Annotated in this window: 16 protein-coding genes; 11 read left to right on the plus strand and 5 right to left on the minus strand. The window is 49.3% G+C overall.

Going from position 1 to position 18,388, the window contains the following annotated elements; all coding sequences use genetic code 11:
• Positions 1-97: 97 nt before the first annotated feature.
• Positions 98-973, plus strand: coding sequence for a shikimate dehydrogenase (aroE, locus tag FNY66_RS10195; protein WP_150311076.1), 876 nt, complete (start codon positions 98-100; stop codon positions 971-973).
• A gap of 84 nt (positions 974-1,057) precedes the next feature.
• Here the strand turns inward: aroE and FNY66_RS10200 are convergent, their stop codons facing one another.
• From FNY66_RS10200 to FNY66_RS10215, 4 genes are all read right to left on the minus strand, one after another.
• On the minus strand, positions 1,058-2,464 hold the full coding sequence (locus FNY66_RS10200) for a UDP-N-acetylmuramoyl-tripeptide--D-alanyl-D-alanine ligase (protein WP_150311077.1): 1,407 nt from the start codon (positions 2,462-2,464) through the stop codon (positions 1,058-1,060).
• Between the two features lie 33 nt (positions 2,465-2,497).
• Positions 2,498-3,556, minus strand: a complete 1,059-nt coding sequence (locus FNY66_RS10205) for a D-alanine--D-alanine ligase family protein (RefSeq protein ID WP_150311078.1) — start codon at positions 3,554-3,556, stop codon at positions 2,498-2,500.
• Between the two features lie 16 nt (positions 3,557-3,572).
• Positions 3,573-5,024, minus strand: coding sequence for a nicotinate phosphoribosyltransferase (locus FNY66_RS10210; RefSeq protein ID WP_087150550.1), 1,452 nt, complete (start codon positions 5,022-5,024; stop codon positions 3,573-3,575).
• Between the two features lie 281 nt (positions 5,025-5,305).
• A complete protein-coding gene (locus FNY66_RS10215; protein WP_087150549.1) occupies positions 5,306-6,040 on the minus strand; it encodes a lysophospholipid acyltransferase family protein in 735 nt (244 codons plus the stop codon).
• Positions 6,041-6,634: 594 nt separating this feature from the next.
• On the opposite strand from FNY66_RS10215, the gene FNY66_RS10220 reads away from it, so the two are divergent.
• The 9 genes from FNY66_RS10220 to FNY66_RS10260 all read left to right on the plus strand — a co-directional run bounded on the left by FNY66_RS10220 (position 6,635) and on the right by FNY66_RS10260 (position 15,842).
• The gene (locus FNY66_RS10220) at positions 6,635-7,054 is read left to right on the plus strand and encodes a protease complex subunit PrcB family protein (protein WP_150311079.1); all 420 of its coding nucleotides are present in this window, start codon (positions 6,635-6,637) and stop codon (positions 7,052-7,054) included.
• An 11-nt stretch (positions 7,055-7,065) separates the two neighbouring features.
• Positions 7,066-8,625, plus strand: coding sequence for a DUF3794 and LysM peptidoglycan-binding domain-containing protein (locus FNY66_RS10225; RefSeq protein WP_150311080.1), 1,560 nt, complete (start codon positions 7,066-7,068; stop codon positions 8,623-8,625).
• Between the two features lie 82 nt (positions 8,626-8,707).
• Entirely contained in the window at positions 8,708-9,595 is an 888-nt protein-coding gene (gene ispE / locus FNY66_RS10230) for a 4-(cytidine 5'-diphospho)-2-C-methyl-D-erythritol kinase (RefSeq protein ID WP_150311081.1), read from the plus strand.
• A complete protein-coding gene (locus FNY66_RS10235) occupies positions 9,585-10,256 on the plus strand; it encodes a GntR family transcriptional regulator (RefSeq protein ID WP_150311082.1) in 672 nt (223 codons plus the stop codon). Before ispE ends, FNY66_RS10235 begins: the two co-directional genes overlap by 11 nt.
• A 135-nt stretch (positions 10,257-10,391) precedes the next feature.
• Positions 10,392-11,042, plus strand: a complete 651-nt coding sequence (spoIIR, locus tag FNY66_RS10240) for a stage II sporulation protein R (protein WP_229409495.1) — start codon at positions 10,392-10,394, stop codon at positions 11,040-11,042.
• Between the two features lie 4 nt (positions 11,043-11,046).
• Complete coding sequence (locus FNY66_RS10245) at positions 11,047-12,240, plus strand: cation diffusion facilitator family transporter (RefSeq protein ID WP_150311084.1); 1,194 nt, start codon at positions 11,047-11,049, stop codon at positions 12,238-12,240.
• 56 nt (positions 12,241-12,296) lie between these two features.
• Positions 12,297-13,037, plus strand: coding sequence for an acyl-[acyl-carrier-protein] thioesterase (locus tag FNY66_RS10250; RefSeq protein WP_150311091.1), 741 nt, complete (start codon positions 12,297-12,299; stop codon positions 13,035-13,037).
• Between the two features lie 21 nt (positions 13,038-13,058).
• Positions 13,059-14,009 carry an alpha/beta hydrolase gene (locus FNY66_RS10255; protein ID WP_229409497.1) on the plus strand — a complete coding sequence of 317 codons (951 nt, stop codon included), beginning with the start codon at positions 13,059-13,061 and terminating at the stop codon, positions 14,007-14,009.
• A gap of 21 nt (positions 14,010-14,030) precedes the next feature.
• Positions 14,031-15,842 carry a DUF6320 domain-containing protein gene (locus FNY66_RS10260; RefSeq protein WP_150311085.1) on the plus strand — a complete coding sequence of 604 codons (1,812 nt, stop codon included), beginning with the start codon at positions 14,031-14,033 and terminating at the stop codon, positions 15,840-15,842.
• Positions 15,843-15,908: 66 nt separating this feature from the next.
• On the opposite strand, the gene FNY66_RS10265 is transcribed toward FNY66_RS10260, so the two are convergent.
• Positions 15,909-16,697: an HAD family hydrolase gene (locus tag FNY66_RS10265; RefSeq protein WP_150311086.1), complete on the minus strand. Its 789-nt coding sequence runs from the start codon at positions 16,695-16,697 to the stop codon at positions 15,909-15,911.
• A gap of 289 nt (positions 16,698-16,986) precedes the next feature.
• On the opposite strand from FNY66_RS10265, the gene glmM reads away from it, so the two are divergent.
• Positions 16,987-18,330 (plus strand): phosphoglucosamine mutase, encoded by a 1,344-nt coding sequence (gene glmM / locus FNY66_RS10270; RefSeq protein WP_087150540.1) that lies wholly within the window; start codon positions 16,987-16,989, stop codon positions 18,328-18,330.
• The last annotated feature ends 58 nt before the right edge of the window (positions 18,331-18,388 follow it).

The following is an 18,388-nucleotide window of genomic DNA, read 5'->3' on the forward strand; positions in this document are numbered from 1 at the left end:
TGTTTCCTGCTGTGGATTTTTATTCACAACGGGAAAAGATGTGAAAGTATCAGTATACTTTATGTGCAAAAATATTTTACGGAGGAATGTAAAGGATATGGAAAGAAGAATCAGCGGACATACACAGCTTTACGCTCTGATCGGATCTCCGGTGGGGCACTCGGGTTCCCCGGCGATGTATAATTACAGTTTTGAAAAACTCGGTATCGATGCGGCATATCTCGCATTTGATGTGCCGGTGGACAAGACAAAGGATGCGATTGACGCCCTGCGCACACTTCATGCAGGCGGCTTTAATGTAACGATGCCGTGCAAGACTGCAACAGCGCAGATTGTAGACCGATTATCACCGGCGGCGGAGCTGGTTGGCGCCTGCAACACGGTAGTCTTTGAAGAAGACGGCACTATGACCGGCCACATGACAGATGGCACAGGATTTGTGCGTAATCTCAACGAGCACGGAGTAGATATCAAAGGCAAGAAGATCGTACTTCTGGGAACCGGGGGTGCGGCTACGGCTATCGCTGTACAGGCGGCGCTGGACGGCGTGGCGGAGATTGCGATCTTCAACAGAAAAGACGAATTCTATGCAAACGGAGAAAAGACGGTAGAGAAGATCAGAAAGGCTGTGCCTTCGATTCAGAATGTCTATATCGAAGATCTGGACAACACAGAGCTTCTCGGTCAGGTGATCGGGCAGAGTGATATCCTGATCAATGCGACCCGTGCAGGCATGAGTCCGATGGAGGATGTGATCCCTGTACCGGCAGAATTCCTGAGACCGGAGCTGGCAGTTGCTGATGTGGTGTATAATCCGAAGGAGACACTTCTGGTCAAGAAAGCAAAAGAAGCCGGCTGCTGTGCGGCTGTAGGCGGAAGCGGCATGCTCCTCTGGCAGGGAGTGGCTGCATTCGAGCTGTTTACAGGACAGGAGATGCCCGTAGAGGAAGTGCGGGAGAAATTCTTCGACTAAAAGAATATTAGATAAAAATACCCGGCAGCTTTAGGAGCATTTCATCAGCCCCTAAAGTTACCGGGTTATTTTTAAGTATAAGTTTTATTCTTTGCTGCTCAAGCGTTCCACAATCTCGGGGAATTCCATACCGTGGGATGCTTTCACCAGGATGGTGTCGCCTTCTCTGAGCACGCTGTCGGCATTCTCAAAGAATTCGGCCTTTGTCTTATAATGGTGTATTTCCATGCTGCCGGCCTGTGCTTCATTTTCATTCCCTGAGCTATGTACAGTCTCCTGAGCTCCGCGGGCAATTTCCGCGCTTAAGTTACCGATACAGATCAGGACGTTGATTCCTTTTCCGGCGGCGTGGGCGCCTACATCATAGTGCATCTTCTTTTCGTCTGCTCCCAGTTCGAACATATCTCCCAGAACCGCGACAGTCCTTGTATCCGCATATGCCAGCACGTCCAGGGAAGACTTCATGGACGCGGGATTTGCATTGTAACAGTCGTCGATGACTGTGTAGTGCTCTCCTTCAATAAGATTATTGCGGCCGGCGATTGGTACGTTTGCTTTGATTCCCTGTGCAATTTCGCTGTCTGTCATGCCGAGGGCATACCCTGCTGCTGTTGCTGCAAGTGCATTGTACACCATATGCTCGCCGGGGATTGAGATGTGCGCGTCAAATGTGGATGAAGGAGTGACAAAACGGGCGTCCGTGCCTTTCAGCCCCCGGCTTGTAATTTGCTCTGCGTGGTAGGAGCAGGACTCATCCAGTCCGAAATAAACAGGGGTGAGACCGTTCTGCGGCGTGAATCCGCGCAGTTTATCATCATCACCGTTTACAATGACCGTGCCTTCCGGATTCATGTAATCGATCATTTCGGTCTTTGCCTTGAGTATCCCGTCTCTGGAACCGAGACTTTCAATATGCGCAACGCCGATATTTGTAAATACGCAGATATCCGGGCGGGCGATCTTTGCCAGGCGCGTCATTTCCCCGAAATTGCTGATGCCCATTTCCAGGACCGCGACTTCATGTTCTTCCCGGATATTGAATACAGTAAGGGGAAGCCCGATTTCATTGTTGAAGTTTCCTTCTGTCTTGAGAACAGAATATTTCCGGGACAGTACGGATGCGATCATTTCCTTCGTGCTGGTCTTACCCACACTTCCGGAGATGCCGACCACTTTGATGTCAAGAGAGCGCCGGTAGTGCTCTGCTATATCTTTCAGCGCCTGCTCGCAGGAAGCGACGCGGATGTAAGGATAATCCACGTCCCCGAGATTCTGTTCGGATACAGAGCAGAGCGCACCTTTTTCCATCACCTGAGGGATGAATGTGTGACCGTCCACACGGGCACCTTTGATCGCTATGAACAGACTTCCCTTCTCTGCCTTGCGGCTGTCAATGACAACGCTCGAAACTTCGCGGCCGGCAAGCGACGGATCACAGTGTAAGGTCCCGCCGCACGCAGCTGCGATCTCCTGTAATGACATATGTTTCATAAGAATATCTCCTTGTATAAATAAGTAGGAAGGCTATTTCGAATATCTTGCTTCCATTGATTTCCGGATGATCAGCTCGCACAGATCTCCGTACTCGATACCTGCAACCTTTGCCTCTTTGGGCAGCAGGCTGGCTGCGGTCATGCCGGGCAGTGTGTTCATCTCCAGACAGTACAGATTTCCCGCATCGTCCAGGAGGAAGTCAGCGCGGCTGTAGACGTTCAGCTTCAGGGCGTGGTATGCCTTGACAGTGAGCTCCATCATACGTGCTTCCACATCTTTCGGGATATCGGCGGGGCAGACTTCCTCGGTCGCTCCGTCCTGATATTTATTGGCATAGTCAAAGAAACCTGTCTTTGGAATGATCTCGATCGGAGGAAGCGCTTCACCGTCGATGATGCCGCAGGCAAACTCGCGCCCTTTGATGAATGTCTCGATGACAACTTCATCCTCATAGAAGAAAGACTTTTCCAGTGCATCTTCATATTCTTCCTCTGTATTTACAATGTACACGCCGATGCTTGAACCACCGGAACACGGCTTGACTACGACAGGCAGGGACAGCCCAAGCGAGGAGAGCGAGCGATCGGTTGTATTCTTATGCAGGCAGACCCCGGCCGGCGTATCGATGCCTGCCTGGAGAAATACCTGCTTGGTAAATCCTTTGTCCATTGCCACCGCGCATCCGAGAGAGTCCGGTCCGGTGTAGCGGATGCCGAGCAGGTCAAATGTGGCCTGAAGCTTTCCGTTCTCGCCTTCTCCGCCGTGGAGACCGAGAAATGTAATGTCGGCAAGACGGCAGAGTTCAATGACATTCGGTCCGAGGAAACAATCAGACTGGTCAGGGCGGGAGGCTTTGACAGCCGCAAGGTCAGGCTCTTCCTCGCTGATATTTTTGGCAATTTCAAGACCGTGTCCGGGCAGTGTGAATACATCTTCCAGATTATCCGGTGCATTCTCAAGTCCCAGAAATACATCAAGCAGAAATGCGTCGTGTCCTTTGTCGAGCAGTGTACGGCAGATTCCGGCAGCGGAGGCGAGAGAAACGTCTCTCTCCGTGCTCAGTCCGCCCGCCAGTACGATAATTTTCATGATAATTTATACTCCTTTATTTTGAATTTGCTTCATTCAGAAGCGCTGTCTTTGTGTCGTAAAGCTTCTGAGAAAGATCTACATACACCTTGTGAGGATTGAAGAGACGTTTCGTCTCATCCCACAGAGTCTCTTTCTCCTGTCTGCAGAACTCTGCAATCTCCTTTACAGACGGTGAGGTGTACTTACATTCGCCTCTGATAAACACAGGCTTTAAGATCTCTTTCATAGTATATGTGCCGCCCTCCAGACGTGTCTTTTTCCATGTGGCGTTTGGATCAAAGAGCAGCAGGTCTTTGGACGTGTCATATTCTTCGCCCACGAAACAGATGAGATCGGCGCGTATTTTCCCGGTCTCTTTGTCATAAATACGGTAGATCGTCTTATTTCCCGGGTTGGTGATTTTCTCCACATTTTCTGAAATTTTGATCTTCGGTACGAACTCGCCCTTTTCATTCTGGATAGCAGCAAGCTTATATACACCGCCGAATGACGGGCAGTCCTTTGAAGTGATCAGGTTCGTGCCGACACCCCATGAAGTGATAGCGGCGCCCTGAAGCTTCAGGTCATTGATCAGGAATTCATCCAGATCATTGGATGCGGCGATGACAGCATCAGTAAATCCTGCATCATCGAGCATTTTCCTTGCCTTTTTTGACAGATAGGCAAGGTCGCCGGAATCAAGGCGGATACCGTAACTCTTCGGATGGATGCCAGCGTCGCGCATTTCCTTAAAGACGCGGATCGCATTGGGAACACCGGATTTTAATGTGTCATATGTGTCCACGAGCAGTGTGCATGCATTTGGATAGAGACGGGCATATTCCTTGAACGCCGTATACTCGTCTTTGAAGCTCATGATCCAGCTGTGGGCATGAGTCCCCAGAACAGGCACGTCGAACATTTCTCCGGCGAGCACATTGGAGGTTCCTACGCATCCACCGATCATTGCGGCCCTTGCACCGTACAGTCCCGCATCCGGACCCTGCGCGCGGCGCAGACCGAACTCCATGACACCGTTCCCCTGTGCTGCATGCACTACGCGGGAAGCCTTTGTGGCGATCAGGCACTGGTGATTGATGATCGTCAGGATCGCAGTCTCCACAAGCTGCGCCTCCATGATCGGAGCGACGACTTTGATCAGCGGTTCTCTCGGAAAGATCACACTACCCTCCGGAATCGCATAAATATCCCCGCTGAAGTGGAAGCCGCTTAAATAATGAAGGAAGTCTTCGCTGAAGATACCCAGCCCTCTCAGATAATCGACGTCTTCATAAGAGAAGTTCAGATTCTTGATATAATCTATGACCTGTTCCAGTCCGGCCATGATGGAATATCCGCCTTTGTTCGGATTCTCCCGGAAGAACATGTCAAAGATGACAGTTTCGTTTTCCTGTGTCTCAAAATAGCCCTGCATCATAGTCAGCTCATAGAGATCTGTGAGCAGGGTGAGATTCTGTGCGCTCATAGTAAATTCCCTCTTTTCATTTTGCACGGGGCGCCGGGATGCGGCGCTTATCTGTGTTTTACGGCGGCGAGGAACGCGCGGGGCAGACTCCCTCGCCGTTTTTCTTTACGATTATAGCACACCGCAGTGCAATCTTCTACAAATTTTCAATTCTGTTCCTTATAAAATAACAGTTCAGTCCGTGTCATTTGCAAAGCCGCACTGTTCCTATAAAATAAAGCTGTATGACAGGGGAACGTACGGTGAATAAACACCCCTGTCATACAGCTTGGAATTGAATATCAGACAAGCTCGGCGTTTTTGTGTATCGTCTCCAGAATTACATTCTGAACATAGTCTCCGATATGTCTTTTTGTTTCTTTATCAAGCTCATCTGGATAAATCGGTTTCCCGTATTCAATTACCACATGTGTTTTCTTTATCTTAGGAAAATGCTTCTCAAAGATATCAGCCGTATTATTCATAGAGACCGGAATGATAGCGCACCCGGATTTCGTGGCAATCTTAAGGGCTCCGTCTTTAAAAGGCAGCATAGTGAGCTCCTCGCCCCTGTTTCTGGTGCCTTCGGGAAAGATGCAGATGGAGATGCCATTTTTAATATCGTCAATTGCCTCGAGAATTGTCTTGAGCCCTTCTTTCGGGTTCGTCCGGTCGAGGAAGAGACAGTGCAGGCGTCGCATCCAGGAGGAAAGTCCGGGATATTTCTCCATTTCCTTCTTCGCAACATAACCGGTTGGCCTTTTGCATCTGCTGTAGGTCAGAAGAATATCAAAATAGCTGCGATGGTTGCCGATAAACAGAACCGGCTCATCCGGTATATTTTCCTCGCCGATCACGGTCGTTTTTACACCGGTTATGCGAAGGATCACTTTGAAAGCCCACTGTACGATACGAAGCGAGCTGATATCGCTCGCATACGGCGACGATTTGTGCAGAAACCATTCCACAACGCGTACAGGGAATGTCAGGATCAGAAATAAAACTACAAAAATAACAATACATATAAAACGAATCATGTGTATGTCCTCAATTCTTCTTTATTAGTAAATCAGCGTCTTATCAATTATACCGCCGGCATATGGAAAATACAAGAAAAATGGCTGGAAATTCGTGTTTGACTCGCCTGTTCCGAAAGGTGCGTCAAAAGGGCTGTATCTGTTTGGTTTTCTGTATTCAACCAATCGGAGGTCCTCTCAACCAAGCACGGAATTTTCGATTCCGTTCCGGCTTCTTCCGGCATATAAGAGTGTCTGTTGAAGAAGGATACCGCAGCGGAAGAAAAGCTTACTGATCGAATACGACAGCAGAAAAAGAAGATACTGCATAAGCTATGCATCGACATGGAGCGTTCCGAATACACCTCGTTCTCCATGTTAGCGGCATTAAAATGCGAGTTCCCATGGACGAGTATTTTGATGTCGCGTTACATGGATTCGAGGGGATGAGGTGAAGCGGGTCGGCATAGCGCTGCAGTATCTTCTTTTTCTGCGTCTGATATTTGATTAGTAAATTCTTTTTGCCATGGCGTTATCCTGTCAACAAACACGAACTGTCATATTTGGAATCCGATTTACATATGTTATATGGAAAATTGCTGTGAGGACAGGGAAATGAAACGCCTGATCGTATCTTGTGCAGCCTGTGTGCTCCCGCTGTTTCTGGCGGCCGCAGCTTCCGGCTGTGTTACAAGGCATACGGAGACGGATAAGCTTAAGGATCTTGAGTTTACTGTGATAGACCGGGAGGATGAGCCGGAGGAACTGAGCGCGATGATCGAAGAAGAGAAAGAGCATCCCTTCCAGATGATCTATGCGGATCAGGGAGAACTCTACATTGCGGAAGGATACGGGGAACAGCCGACCACAGGATACAGTGTGGCGGTGAAAGAGCTGTATGAGACAGAAGACGCGGTCCGCATCCGCACGAATCTCCTCGGACCGGAGAAAGGGGAGGATATAAAGGAGATCGCCACATTTCCCTATGTGGTCGTGCAGCTTGAATATATTGAAAAAGATGTCGTATTTGATTGAGGAGGAGAGATATGGAGCTGATCAGAAAGCCGATTCATTACACACAGGAGGGGAAGAGTATCTTTGACCAGTTTTATCTGGATGAGGACTACAATGTGCCGGATCAGAAGGAAGATGTCCAGAGGATCATACAGGGGCAGGCAGAGCTCAGGGCTGAGGATATCCGGCCGGTGGAAAATTATGTGAAGATCACGGGGAAGATGTACTTTACGATCCTGTACATGACTTCATCCGGTGATCCGAAACCGGCGGTCCTGGAGGGCAAACTGCCGTTTGAAGAGATGGTATACGCTGAGAGTGACGGAAATGAGACCTTTTTCCTGAGAAATGTGCGGACGGAATTTACAGCGTCTGTCGTCCATTCGAGGAAACTGAGCCTCAGGATGATGGCAGAGATGGAAATCGGCAGAGAGCGGATCCGGGATGAAGAGCTGACGGAAAATGTGGAGAGTGATGCGCCGGTTTACCGAAAGACCCGCAATATGAACCTGCTCCGGCTGGCTGTCTCTAAAAAGGATACATACCGGATCAAAGAAGAAATCACCCTTCCGGGGACAAAAGAGAGCATCGGACAGGTGCTTCTTACTGATATCAGTGTGAGGAAGCTGGATATACGGATGGGACAGGACGAGATTCTCCTCCGTGGAGAGATGCTCGTATTCTGCATGTATCTGTCTGCTGAGGAGAAAGCGGACTGGATCGAGCAGAGTGAGCCGTTTGAAGGACGTGTCGTGTGCGACGGTGTATCAGAGAATATGTATTATCACATTCAGCATTCACTGGATGATACCCTGGCGGACATACGTCTGGATGAAGACGGAGAGATGCGTGTCCTCGGTATTGAAGCGACACTCAATCTGAGGATGAATATTTATGAGGAAGAAGAGGCAGAAATATTAAGTGATATGTATTCTCTCGAGCAGCAGTGTGTCTTTGACACGAAGGAGACGGTGCTTGAAGAACTGCTGATGCAGAATCAGTCCAAATGCAAAGTGACGGAACGGCTCTCCCTTCCCGAACTCAAAGAAGATGTCCTGCAGATCCTTCACAGTCAGGGCAGCATTCAGCTGGAGAGCGAGCAGCATACGGCAGAAGGAATACGTGTAGAGGGGATTCTGCATCTGTCCTTCCTGTATCTGCGGGGGGACGATGCGGAGCCGTACGGCAACTGGCAGGGAATGATCCCGTTTTCGTGGCTGATAGAATATCCGGATATGCCGGAACAGGTGAACAGCAGTCTTTCCTATCACGTAGAGCAGCTTGCGGTAACGCTGGCGGGCAGTGAGGCGGTAGAAGTCAAAGCAATCCTTTCGTTTGAAGTATTTCTGCGCAGGCTTGTGCCGGTAGAAGTGATCACGGAAGTCCGTACAGAGCCTCTTGATATGAAAGAGCTGTCCGAAAGGCCCGGAATCGTCGGGCATATTGTGCAAAATGGTGAAGACCTGTGGAGCCTGGCAAAAAAATATATGACAACGATCGACGGAATCAGAGAAATAAATGGGCTAAATGATGAAAAAGTCTCACAAGGGGATAAATTATTGATTTTTAAAGAGAATGTGAGTATACTATAGGCATAATGTATACAAGATACAGAACACAGTATTAACGAGGCAACAGTCCGGCTGACTGTTACCTGTTTTTGGAGGACATAGGATGAATCAGGTCGAACTGAAAGCACTGGCAAAGATCAATCTGGGACTGGACGTATTGGGAAGAAGAGAGAACGGTTATCATGACGTGCGCATGATCATGCAGTCGATATATTTATATGATGAAGTAAAAATAGAGAAGAAAGACACACCGGGGATCGAGGTGGTGACAAATCTGAAATATCTGCCGGTAAATGAAGATAATATTGCATACAAGGCAGCGCATCTTTTGAAAGAAGAGTTTGACATCAGCGAAGGTGTGAAGATTACTCTGAAGAAACATATTCCGGTTGCGGCGGGGCTGGCCGGCGGCAGCTCCAATGCCGCCGCGGTACTGTTCGGCATGAACCGCATGTTCCGCCTGGGACTTTCCCGGAAGGAGCTGATGGAGCGGGGCGTGAAGCTTGGGGCAGATGTCCCGTACTGCATTATGCGGGGCACAGTGCTGGCAGAGGGGATCGGAGAAGAGCTAAAGACACTTCCGGCCATGCCGAAGTGCACGGTGCTGATCGCGAAGCCGCCCATCAGTGTATCGACAAAGACAGTCTATGAAGCGCTGGACTCGAAGGAGATCACGCAGCATCCGGATATCGACGGTATCATGGAAGGACTGGAACAGCACGATCTGAGAAAGATCGCAGAATGTATGGGAAATGTTCTGGAGGATGTCACGATCCCGATGCATCCTGTGATCAGTGAGATCAAGCAGGAGATGACGGATGCCGGAGCGCTGGGCGCCATGATGAGCGGCAGCGGCCCGACGGTATTCGGGCTGTTTGAGAGCAGGGCGGCAGCCAGGGAAGCACAGAGACGTATCAGAGAAAAGTCACTGACCAGACAGGTCTATGTGACGAATATACACAGTGTGAGGAGGAATCAGAATGTCGATTGATTTTGAAGTTACGATGAATGAATATCTCCCGCTGCGCGATGTAGTATTCAATACTCTGCGCCGGGCAATTCTTCGGGGAGAATTGAAACCGGGCGAGCGTCTGATGGAAATCCAGCTTGCCAACAAGCTGGGAGTCAGCCGTACTCCGATACGTGAGGCAATCCGCAAGCTGGAGCTGGAGGGACTTGTCCTCATGATACCGAGAAAGGGCGCGGAAGTGGCAGAGATCACAGAGAAGAATTTGAGAGACGTCCTTGAAGTCCGCTGCGCGCTTGAAGAACTGGCAGTTCAGCTTGCGTGCGAACGGATCGACAAAGCAAAACTCCAGGATCTGCATGCTGCGGCAGAACATTTCCGCGAGATACTGGACAGCGACGATATCACGGCGATCGGCGAGGCGGATGAAGCATTTCATGATGTGATCTTCGCAGCCACGGACAACGAGCGTCTGATCCAGCTCCTGAATAATCTGAGAGAGCAGATGTACCGCTACCGCATTGAGTATCTGAAGAAGAAAGAGTGCCATCCGCAGCTTCTGGAAGAGCATGCGGCAATCATAGAAGCTATCGAGGCTCATGATAAAGAGAAAGCGACGCAGATCACGACACAGCATATCGCAAATCAGGCGAATACTGTGGTGGATACACTGCGGCACCGGTAGCGCTGGCGTACAAGGGAAAACACAGGTGCTAAATTGTAACAGTTCAGCCCGCGCCATTCGCAAAATCTCCTGTATATTTTTCTGCGCCTTGTCCATACTCCAAATATCAGATAAAGCGATATGGAGGAGTTACATATGGGCATTACGGAGAGGATATATAAAAAGATCGAAAAGCACGCTGTGAAGATATGCTTTGTACTGGCAGTGCTGCTGGCATCGCTGATCACAACGGGAGTATACTATAGAGCGGAAGCGGCTGCGCGGGGAGAACTTCAGGAGCATCTGGCGCAGGAGGTGCTCAGATTTCATGTGCTTGCGAACAGTGACAGCGATGCTGATCAGGAGCTGAAGCTGGAAGTGCGGGATGCCGTGCTCGCATATATGGACGAAAATATGCCGGAAGCTGAGAGTGCGGAGGACACAGAGGGATGGGTCCGCGCGCACATTGATGAGATAGAAGAAGTGGGGCGTGCCGTTGTGGCGGGAGCCGGGGCAGATTATCCCGTGAGCGCGGCAGTCACCACATGCTGGTTCCCGGATAAGAGTTACGGGGACATTACATTTCCGGCGGGAAATTATGAGGCGCTGCGCATCGAGATCGGCGCGGCAGAAGGGCACAACTGGTGGTGTGTGCTCTATCCGGGGCTGTGTTTTATGGATACCGTAAATGCGGTCGTGCCGGATGAAGGAAAACAGAAATTAAAAAATGTATTGACGGAAGAGGAGTATTCCAGAGTTACAGCGGATTCTGATTTTAAGATCGGTTGGTTCTTCTGGCAGAGATAGAGACATGACAGAGTTTTTAATCAGGCATTTTATAAAAGACTATAACGACGTGGAGAAGATATCCGTGCGGACCGCATACGGAGTGCTGGCCAGCATTGTGGGTATCTTCTGCAATGTTTTTTTATTTGCAGTGAAATTTATCGTAGGCATCATACTGCACAGTGTATCAGTCACGGCGGATGCATTTAACAATTTATCTGATGCAGGATCGTCCATCATCAGTTTTGTCGGAGTGAAGATGGCGGAGAAACCTGCGGACAGAGATCATCCGTTCGGACACGGAAGGATCGAATATATTGCGGCGTTGGTCGTTTCTTTCCTTGTACTTGAGGTGGGCTTTACATTCCTGAAGGATTCCATCGGCAAGATCAGGACGCCGGAGACGCTCAATTTCCAGACGGTATCCGTGGTCATCCTGATCCTGTCCATTGCAGTTAAATTATGGCTGGGCCTGTTTAACCGGAAGCTGGGCGAGAAGATCGACTCCAAGGTGATGATGGCGGTATTTACGGATTCCATGGGTGATGTGATCACCACATCCGCCACGATCCTGTCCCTGATCTTCTTTGCGGTAACAGGGATCAATATAGACGGATTTGTAGGCGTCGGAGTGGCACTTGTGGTCATGTGGGCCGGTGTGGGCATTGCGAAAGATACGCTGGAACCGCTGATCGGCGAGGCGATCGATCCCGAAGTGTATGACAGGATCAAAGAATTTGTAGAGAGCTATGACGGTATTGAAGGGACTCATGATCTGATCGTACATAATTACGGACCGGGGCGGAGCATGGCATCAATTCATGCGGAAGTGCCGAACGATGTGGATATCGAACAGTCTCATGAGATCATTGACAGGATCGAGCGCGACGCAGCGAAAGAGCTGGGGCTGTTTCTGGTCATCCATATGGATCCGGTAGAGATGAAGGACAAAAAGGTGCTGCTCATCCGAGAGAAAGCCGTCCAGATTCTGGATGAGCTTGATCCTGCATGCAGTCTTCATGATTTCCGTGTAGTGCACGGAGAGAATCAGATCAACCTGATCTTTGATATGGTTGTACCGATCGACTATGATGAAAAGAAGAAAAAGGAATTGGCGATGCACATGGCGGAACGGATGAAAAAAGCAGACGCCAGATATGAGTGTGTCATAACAGTTGAATCAGATTATGTGGCACAGAGCAGCCCGGATGATAAATGATGTGGAAAAATGCCTGTACTGCTACAGAAAATACATACAGGGAGTGACGGAAGATGATGGAAAACAGAACGACAGCAGAAAACAGCAATGCGGGAAGATATGAGTTTGAATGCAGAGTGCGCTACAGTGAGATTGATCACAGAGGGACAATGACGCTTCCGGCGCTGATCAATTACTTTCAGGACTGCAGCACATTTCAGTCAGAAGCGATCTGTCTTGGGATGGACAGGCTGAAACACGATAAGAAGGCATGGGTCCTTTCTTACTGGCAGATCATCGTGGAACGGTACCCGCGGCTGTGTGAGAAGATCACAGTCGGCACATTTGCCACAGAGTTCAAAGGCCTGTACGGAAACCGTAACTTCTATATGAAGGACGAAGCAGGAAAGCAGATTGCCTGTGCGAATTCCATCTGGGTATTTATGGATCTGGAGAAAGGAAGACCGGTCCGTCCCTCGGCAGAGCATATTGAACCCTACGGGACATGCGAACCTCTGGACATGCCATATGAAGACCGTAAGATCGCGCTTCCGGAACAGAGTGAAGCGGGAGAGCCTTTCCCGGTGCGCAAGTATCATATTGACACAAACGAGCATGTAAATAACTGCCAGTATGTTCAGATGGCGCTGGAGATGGTGCCGGGAGATATACAGGTACAGCAGGCGAGAGTGGATTACAAAAAATCTGCGGTACTGGGAGATATGATTTATCCGAAACTGTCGAAAGAGCAGGAACGCACAGTGATAGAGCTGTGTGATGCAGGCGGAAAACCGTATGCGATCATAGAGCTGAAGTGAAGAGGCAGTCCGGGAGAATAAATGAACAAAACGATGCAGGCAATCCTCCAGGCTCTCTCCTACGGTGGAATTGAAGTAGAGTCAGCCCGGTGGATAGCAGATTTGAAAAAATTAGATCCGATGAGGATTTTTGTGAAAAAACTGGATATTGAAGTGTATAATGAAGAATATAAAGTGCCGATCCGTCTGTATTTTGCTGATGAGGGGGCTATGGAGTCAGGCAATGAAAATGCGCCTGTGATCATGTTCTTCCACGGCGGCGGCTGGACGACGGAGAGCGTGGAGACATATGACCGGGTCTGTTCCAGGATGGCGCAGTCTACCGGGCAGCTCGTGATCTCCGTAGAGTACAGACTTGCGCCGGAATACAGATTCCCGGTGGGATTTGAAGACTGCTATGCAGCAGCAAAAGCTCTGTTCGGGGGAAGTATTCTCCCGGGAGTATCTCCGGAGCAGATCACGCTCATGGGCGACAGTGCAGGCGGGAACCTTGCGGCTGCGGTGTGTATGAGGGCCAGAGATACCGGAGACTTTATTCCTGAGAGACAGATCCTGATCTACCCTGCGCTCAGCAACTGTTACACAGAAGAGTCGCCGTATGAATCTGTGCGTACAAACGGTACGGGATATCTGCTCACAAGTGTGAAGATGGAAGACTATCTGAAGCTGTATGAGAGAACGCCCGCAGACCGGGAAAACCCGTATTTTGCTCCGCTGTGCGCTAAGGACTATTCTTCCCTTCCGGATACTCTTATCCTGACAGCGGAATTTGATCCGTTAAGAGACGAAGGGGAAGAATACGGACGGCGTATGAGAAAGGCAGGAGGACGGGTACGCATCGAGCGGATCGAAGGCGCGCTTCACGGGTATTTTGCACTGGGAATTGAGCATTTTTATGTGCAGGAGAGCTTCCGGCATATAAACCGGTTTTTAAATGTTGAGCAGGCAAGACACGAGCAGGTGCACCAGTGATCCGAAAGGGGACAAAGCGTTATGAAAGAAAAACGACAGAACCGATGGAGAAAACTGGATAATGCAGCCCAGGCATTCCCGGCAGCCACGGGAAAAAAGGATTCCAGAGTGTTCCGCTTTTACTGTGTCCTGAAGGAAAAAGTGGATGCGGACAGGCTGCAGGGAGCGCTGGATCTGACACTGGAAAAATATCCTCTCTTCCGGTCTGTACTGCGCAAAGGGCTGTTCTGGTTTTATATGGAGCCAAGGGCGCTTCCGGCGCTTGTGAAGCCGGAGGACCGGCCGCCGTGCGGCAGGATTTATGTTCCGGATCAGAAGAAATTGCTTTTTGAAGTCTCTTATTATAAAAACAGGATCAATCTCGAAGTATTTCACGGGCTGACCGACGGCACCGGCGCCATGCAGTTTCTGAAAGAGCTTGTGAGAAATTATCTGGTACTTACATATCCTGAACAGGAATTTCCGGAAACAGACGGCGGTGAAATACTTACGGACAGCGATTATGAGGAAGACAGCTTCTCTCAGTATTATACAGGGAAGAAAAGGAGCAATAAAAGATCCCGGAAAGCATTTCAGCTTAAGGGTGACCGCCTGGAGCAGGCGGAGATGGAGATCACGGAGCTGCATCTCTCGGCATCGGCAGTCCACAGGAAAGCGAAAGAATACGGAGTATCAGTTACGACTTATCTTGCTGCGGCATTTCTCTATGCAATCTATGAAGAAGTGCCCAAGAGCGGCCTGAGACGTCCGGTATCTCTCATGATTCCGGTGAATCTGAGAAATTTCTTCCCGTCGGGATCTATGACAAACTTCTGGAGCTGGATTGAGACGGCATATGACTTTAAAGAAGATACGACGCTGGAAGACGTTCTCATGAAAATGAAGGAAATGTTTGCAAAAGAGTCTCTTGAGAAAGAAATCTCGGGGCGTATGAATGATCTGGTGCATCTGGAAAAAAATCTCTTTCTGCGTGCGGTCCCTCTCGAGATAAAAAATCTGTTCCTGCTGGCGGGAACGACGCTGGGCGGGCGCAGTGTGACGGCGGTGTACTCTAATATCGGGAGAATCCAGATGGCGCCGGAGTACGACGATTACATTGAGCGTTTCGGATTTTTTGCCAGTACAGATAAAATGCAGATGTGTTCCTGCTCATATGGGGATTCTCTTGTGCTCGGCCTGACATCGAAGATCGTAGGACCGAATATATGCAGGAATTTTATCAGTATACTTCAGAAGGACGGGATTGAGTGCCGCATCCAGGAAAATGATTTCCCGGGATATCATGAGAAACCGTCGAGAAGAGCGCTTATGGGACTTAAGATATTCTCGTTTACATGCACGGCGGCGGTAGTGATCTGCTGGATGCTTGATTACCTGCTGACTTTCGGCCGGTGGTGGGCAGGATATGTGACAGCGGGAGTATTCTGTACATGGCTGCTTATCATGGTGGGATACCGTAAGAGGAAGAATCCGCTGAAAAACGGGATGTGGCAGCTTGTGATCGTAACGGTCGGTTCTGTTTTGTGGGATATATTTACCGGATGGCAGGGCTGGTCCGTTGACTATGTCGTCCCGCTGGCGATCCTTGTAAATATGCTGTCCATGATCATTATATCAGCGGCGGGTAAAATGGAGGTATCAGAATATCTTTTCTATCTGGTCCAGGCGGGCACATGCGGCCTGATCCCGTTTATCCTTCTGGCTGCCGGCGCAGCTTCCGTGCCGTATCCGTCTGTCATATGCTCGGGAGTGAGCCTGCTGTTCCTGCTGGGACTTGCGATATTTAAGTGGAAGGACTTTGTCAGGGAAGTCCAGAAAAAATTCCGCGTCTGAGAACCGGACTTGTTTCCGGTCGGACGCGGAATTTTTTTGGATTCTGATTTTGAATCTGATGGGGATTCAGTCAATCCCGGCCAGCACATCTTCCAGTACTTCCTCTACCGAATCGGTCACGTACCGGGCATGTCCTGCGATACCGGGGGCTGCGTTTGACATGGCGTAGCCCTGTCCTGCAAGTTCCAGCATCTCTACGTCATTGTACTGATCTCCGAAAGCCATGCATTCCTCGGGTTTTACCCCAAAGAGATCCATCATCTTCTGAAGAGCAGTTCCCTTGTTATATCCCGGAACAATGAAGTCGATCCATATATTTCCCGATGTGACTACTTTGACGGCCGGGGAGAACATCTCCTGGAGATGCCGCAGATACGGGCCGAGATCATGAGAATGCATATTTGCGATGGCAAGTTTGAGAAACGGCCCTCTGACTTTTGTGATATCATCGACGATTTCTGTTGTATTGTGCATTACATTTACGATATGGTTTACAAACTCCGGATCATTGTCTTCGATCAGGCAGGTGTCTTCACGGGAAGCGACGATCTCGTAGCCGGGTTCCTTTTTGATCTCGTGCATGATCCGGTATGCCAGATCATCAGGAATAATGCCGCGCGAAATGACTTCTCCTTTATGCACGCAGAGAGAGCCGTTTTCCGCTATATAGGATATCTCATCCTCTATTCCGGCAAAAAGACGACGTTCGTTGTCGTACTGGCGGCCGCTTGCCGCAATGAAATGAATGCCTTTCTGTGTGATTCTGCGTATAACGTCTATCGTGTAGGGTGACAGCTCCTGGGCGCCGTTGTGAAGCAGGGTGCCGTCCAGGTCACTCGCAATTAACTTGATCATGACAGATTCCTCCATGAAAATAAAAAATATGAATCATGCCGCGATACCGTGGAAATGATAATTTGTACCGGTAAACGCGCCAGATTCAGTATAACCGAAAAAGAAGCCTGCGTAAAGAGCGAGGGATCGAGCGGGAACATTCCTTACCCATATCCGAATGTAACTTAACAAAAAAGAAATACTTGTAACCAATTTGTAATAGTAATATAATGGTAACGTGGTGGAAAAGGATATGAAATCCTTTATTCCGTCATAAATATTATTATTGAAGATCAAGAGGATTATAATTATGGGAAAATATTTTGGGACCGACGGCTTCCGCGGTGAAGCAAATGTAGTACTGACGGTGGAACATGCGTTTAAAGTGGGACGTTATCTCGGATGGTATTTCGGACAGGACCACAAGGCAAGAGTCGTGATCGGAAAAGACACGAGAAGGAGCAGCTATATGTTTGAGTATGCGCTGGCAGCGGGGATCACCGCATCAGGAGCAGACGCATATCTGCTTCACGTAACGACAACGCCCAGCGTATCCTATGTTGTAAGGACAGAGGATTTTGACTGCGGTATTATGATTTCCGCAAGCCATAATCCGTTCTACGATAATGGAATCAAGGTCATCAACAGTGCCGGCCATAAGATGGAGGCTGAAGTTGAGGAGAAGATTGAAGCATACATTGACGGAGAGACAGGAGAGCTTCCGCTTGCCACAAAAGAAAATATCGGACGCACGGTAGATTACTCTGCAGGAAGAAACCGCTATATCGGGCATCTGATCTCTCTTGCGACACGTTCATTCAAAGATATGCGCATCGGTCTTGACTGTGCAAACGGAAGCTCGTTTGCAATCGCAAAGAGCGTATTTGATGCTCTCGGAGCTAAGACATATGTGATCAACAACGAGCCGGACGGAACAAATATCAACACAAACTGCGGCTCTACACATATCAATGTGCTTCAGGAATTTGTAAAAGAGAAAAAACTGGACGTTGGATTTGCATATGACGGCGATGCGGACAGATGTATCGCGGTAGACGAGAACGGAAACGTAGTAGACGGCGACCGTATCATGTACGTATGCGGCAAATATCTGATGGAGCAGGGGCGCCTCGAAGGAAATACGATCGTGACGACAGTAATGTCAAATCTGGGACTTTACAAGGCATGCGACAAGATCGGCATGAAATATGAGCAGACAGCGGTCGGTGATAAATATGTATATGAAAATATGATGAAGAACGGCTTTGTTCTCGGCGGCGAGCAGTCCGGCCATATCATCTTCAGCAAACATGCAAGGACCGGAGACGGTATCCTTACATCCCTGATGCTCATGGAAGTCATCCTGGAGAAGAAACAGACACTCGGAAAACTTGCAGATGAAGTAAAGATCTTCCCGCAGGTGCTTAAAAATGTGCGCGTAAAAGATAAAAAGACAGCAAGAGAAAATCCGGCAGTCGTAGAGGCAGTCGATAAAGCGGCAGAAGCACTCGGAAGCGACGGACGTATCCTCGTACGCGAGAGCGGCACCGAGCCGGTGATCCGTGTCATGGTAGAAGCACCGACAGATGAGATCTGCGAGAAATATGTGGACAGCGTAGTAGACGTCATCAAGGCAGAGGGGCTGACAGAGTAATTCGTATTTATCTGACTGAGAAAGAGTCCGCCGGGAGGTATGTATTGTTAGCGCACAC

This window comes from Mediterraneibacter catenae (genome assembly GCF_008691045.1).
In the GTDB taxonomy this organism is placed as follows: Bacteria; Bacillota; Clostridia; order Lachnospirales; family Lachnospiraceae; genus Mediterraneibacter; species Mediterraneibacter ornithocaccae.

Bases quoted from the DNA above. Each gene is read 5' to 3' on its own strand.
- aroE (WP_150311076.1), top strand. From the start codon at position 98: ATGGAAAGAAGAATCAGCGGACATACACAGCTTTACGCTCTGATCGGA.
- FNY66_RS10200 (WP_150311077.1), bottom strand. From the start codon at position 2,464: ATGAAACATATGTCATTACAGGAGATCGCAGCTGCGTGCGGCGGGACC.
- FNY66_RS10205 (WP_150311078.1), bottom strand. From the start codon at position 3,556: ATGAAAATTATCGTACTGGCGGGCGGACTGAGCACGGAGAGAGACGTT.
- FNY66_RS10210 (WP_087150550.1), bottom strand. From the start codon at position 5,024: ATGAGCGCACAGAATCTCACCCTGCTCACAGATCTCTATGAGCTGACT.
- FNY66_RS10215 (WP_087150549.1), bottom strand. From the start codon at position 6,040: ATGATTCGTTTTATATGTATTGTTATTTTTGTAGTTTTATTTCTGATC.
- FNY66_RS10220 (WP_150311079.1), top strand. From the start codon at position 6,635: ATGAAACGCCTGATCGTATCTTGTGCAGCCTGTGTGCTCCCGCTGTTT.
- FNY66_RS10225 (WP_150311080.1), top strand. From the start codon at position 7,066: ATGGAGCTGATCAGAAAGCCGATTCATTACACACAGGAGGGGAAGAGT.
- ispE (WP_150311081.1), top strand. From the start codon at position 8,708: ATGAATCAGGTCGAACTGAAAGCACTGGCAAAGATCAATCTGGGACTG.
- FNY66_RS10235 (WP_150311082.1), top strand. From the start codon at position 9,585: ATGTCGATTGATTTTGAAGTTACGATGAATGAATATCTCCCGCTGCGC.
- spoIIR (WP_229409495.1), top strand. From the start codon at position 10,392: ATGGGCATTACGGAGAGGATATATAAAAAGATCGAAAAGCACGCTGTG.
- FNY66_RS10245 (WP_150311084.1), top strand. From the start codon at position 11,047: ATGACAGAGTTTTTAATCAGGCATTTTATAAAAGACTATAACGACGTG.
- FNY66_RS10250 (WP_150311091.1), top strand. From the start codon at position 12,297: ATGGAAAACAGAACGACAGCAGAAAACAGCAATGCGGGAAGATATGAG.
- FNY66_RS10255 (WP_229409497.1), top strand. From the start codon at position 13,059: ATGAACAAAACGATGCAGGCAATCCTCCAGGCTCTCTCCTACGGTGGA.
- FNY66_RS10260 (WP_150311085.1), top strand. From the start codon at position 14,031: ATGAAAGAAAAACGACAGAACCGATGGAGAAAACTGGATAATGCAGCC.
- FNY66_RS10265 (WP_150311086.1), bottom strand. From the start codon at position 16,697: ATGATCAAGTTAATTGCGAGTGACCTGGACGGCACCCTGCTTCACAAC.
- glmM (WP_087150540.1), top strand. From the start codon at position 16,987: ATGGGAAAATATTTTGGGACCGACGGCTTCCGCGGTGAAGCAAATGTA.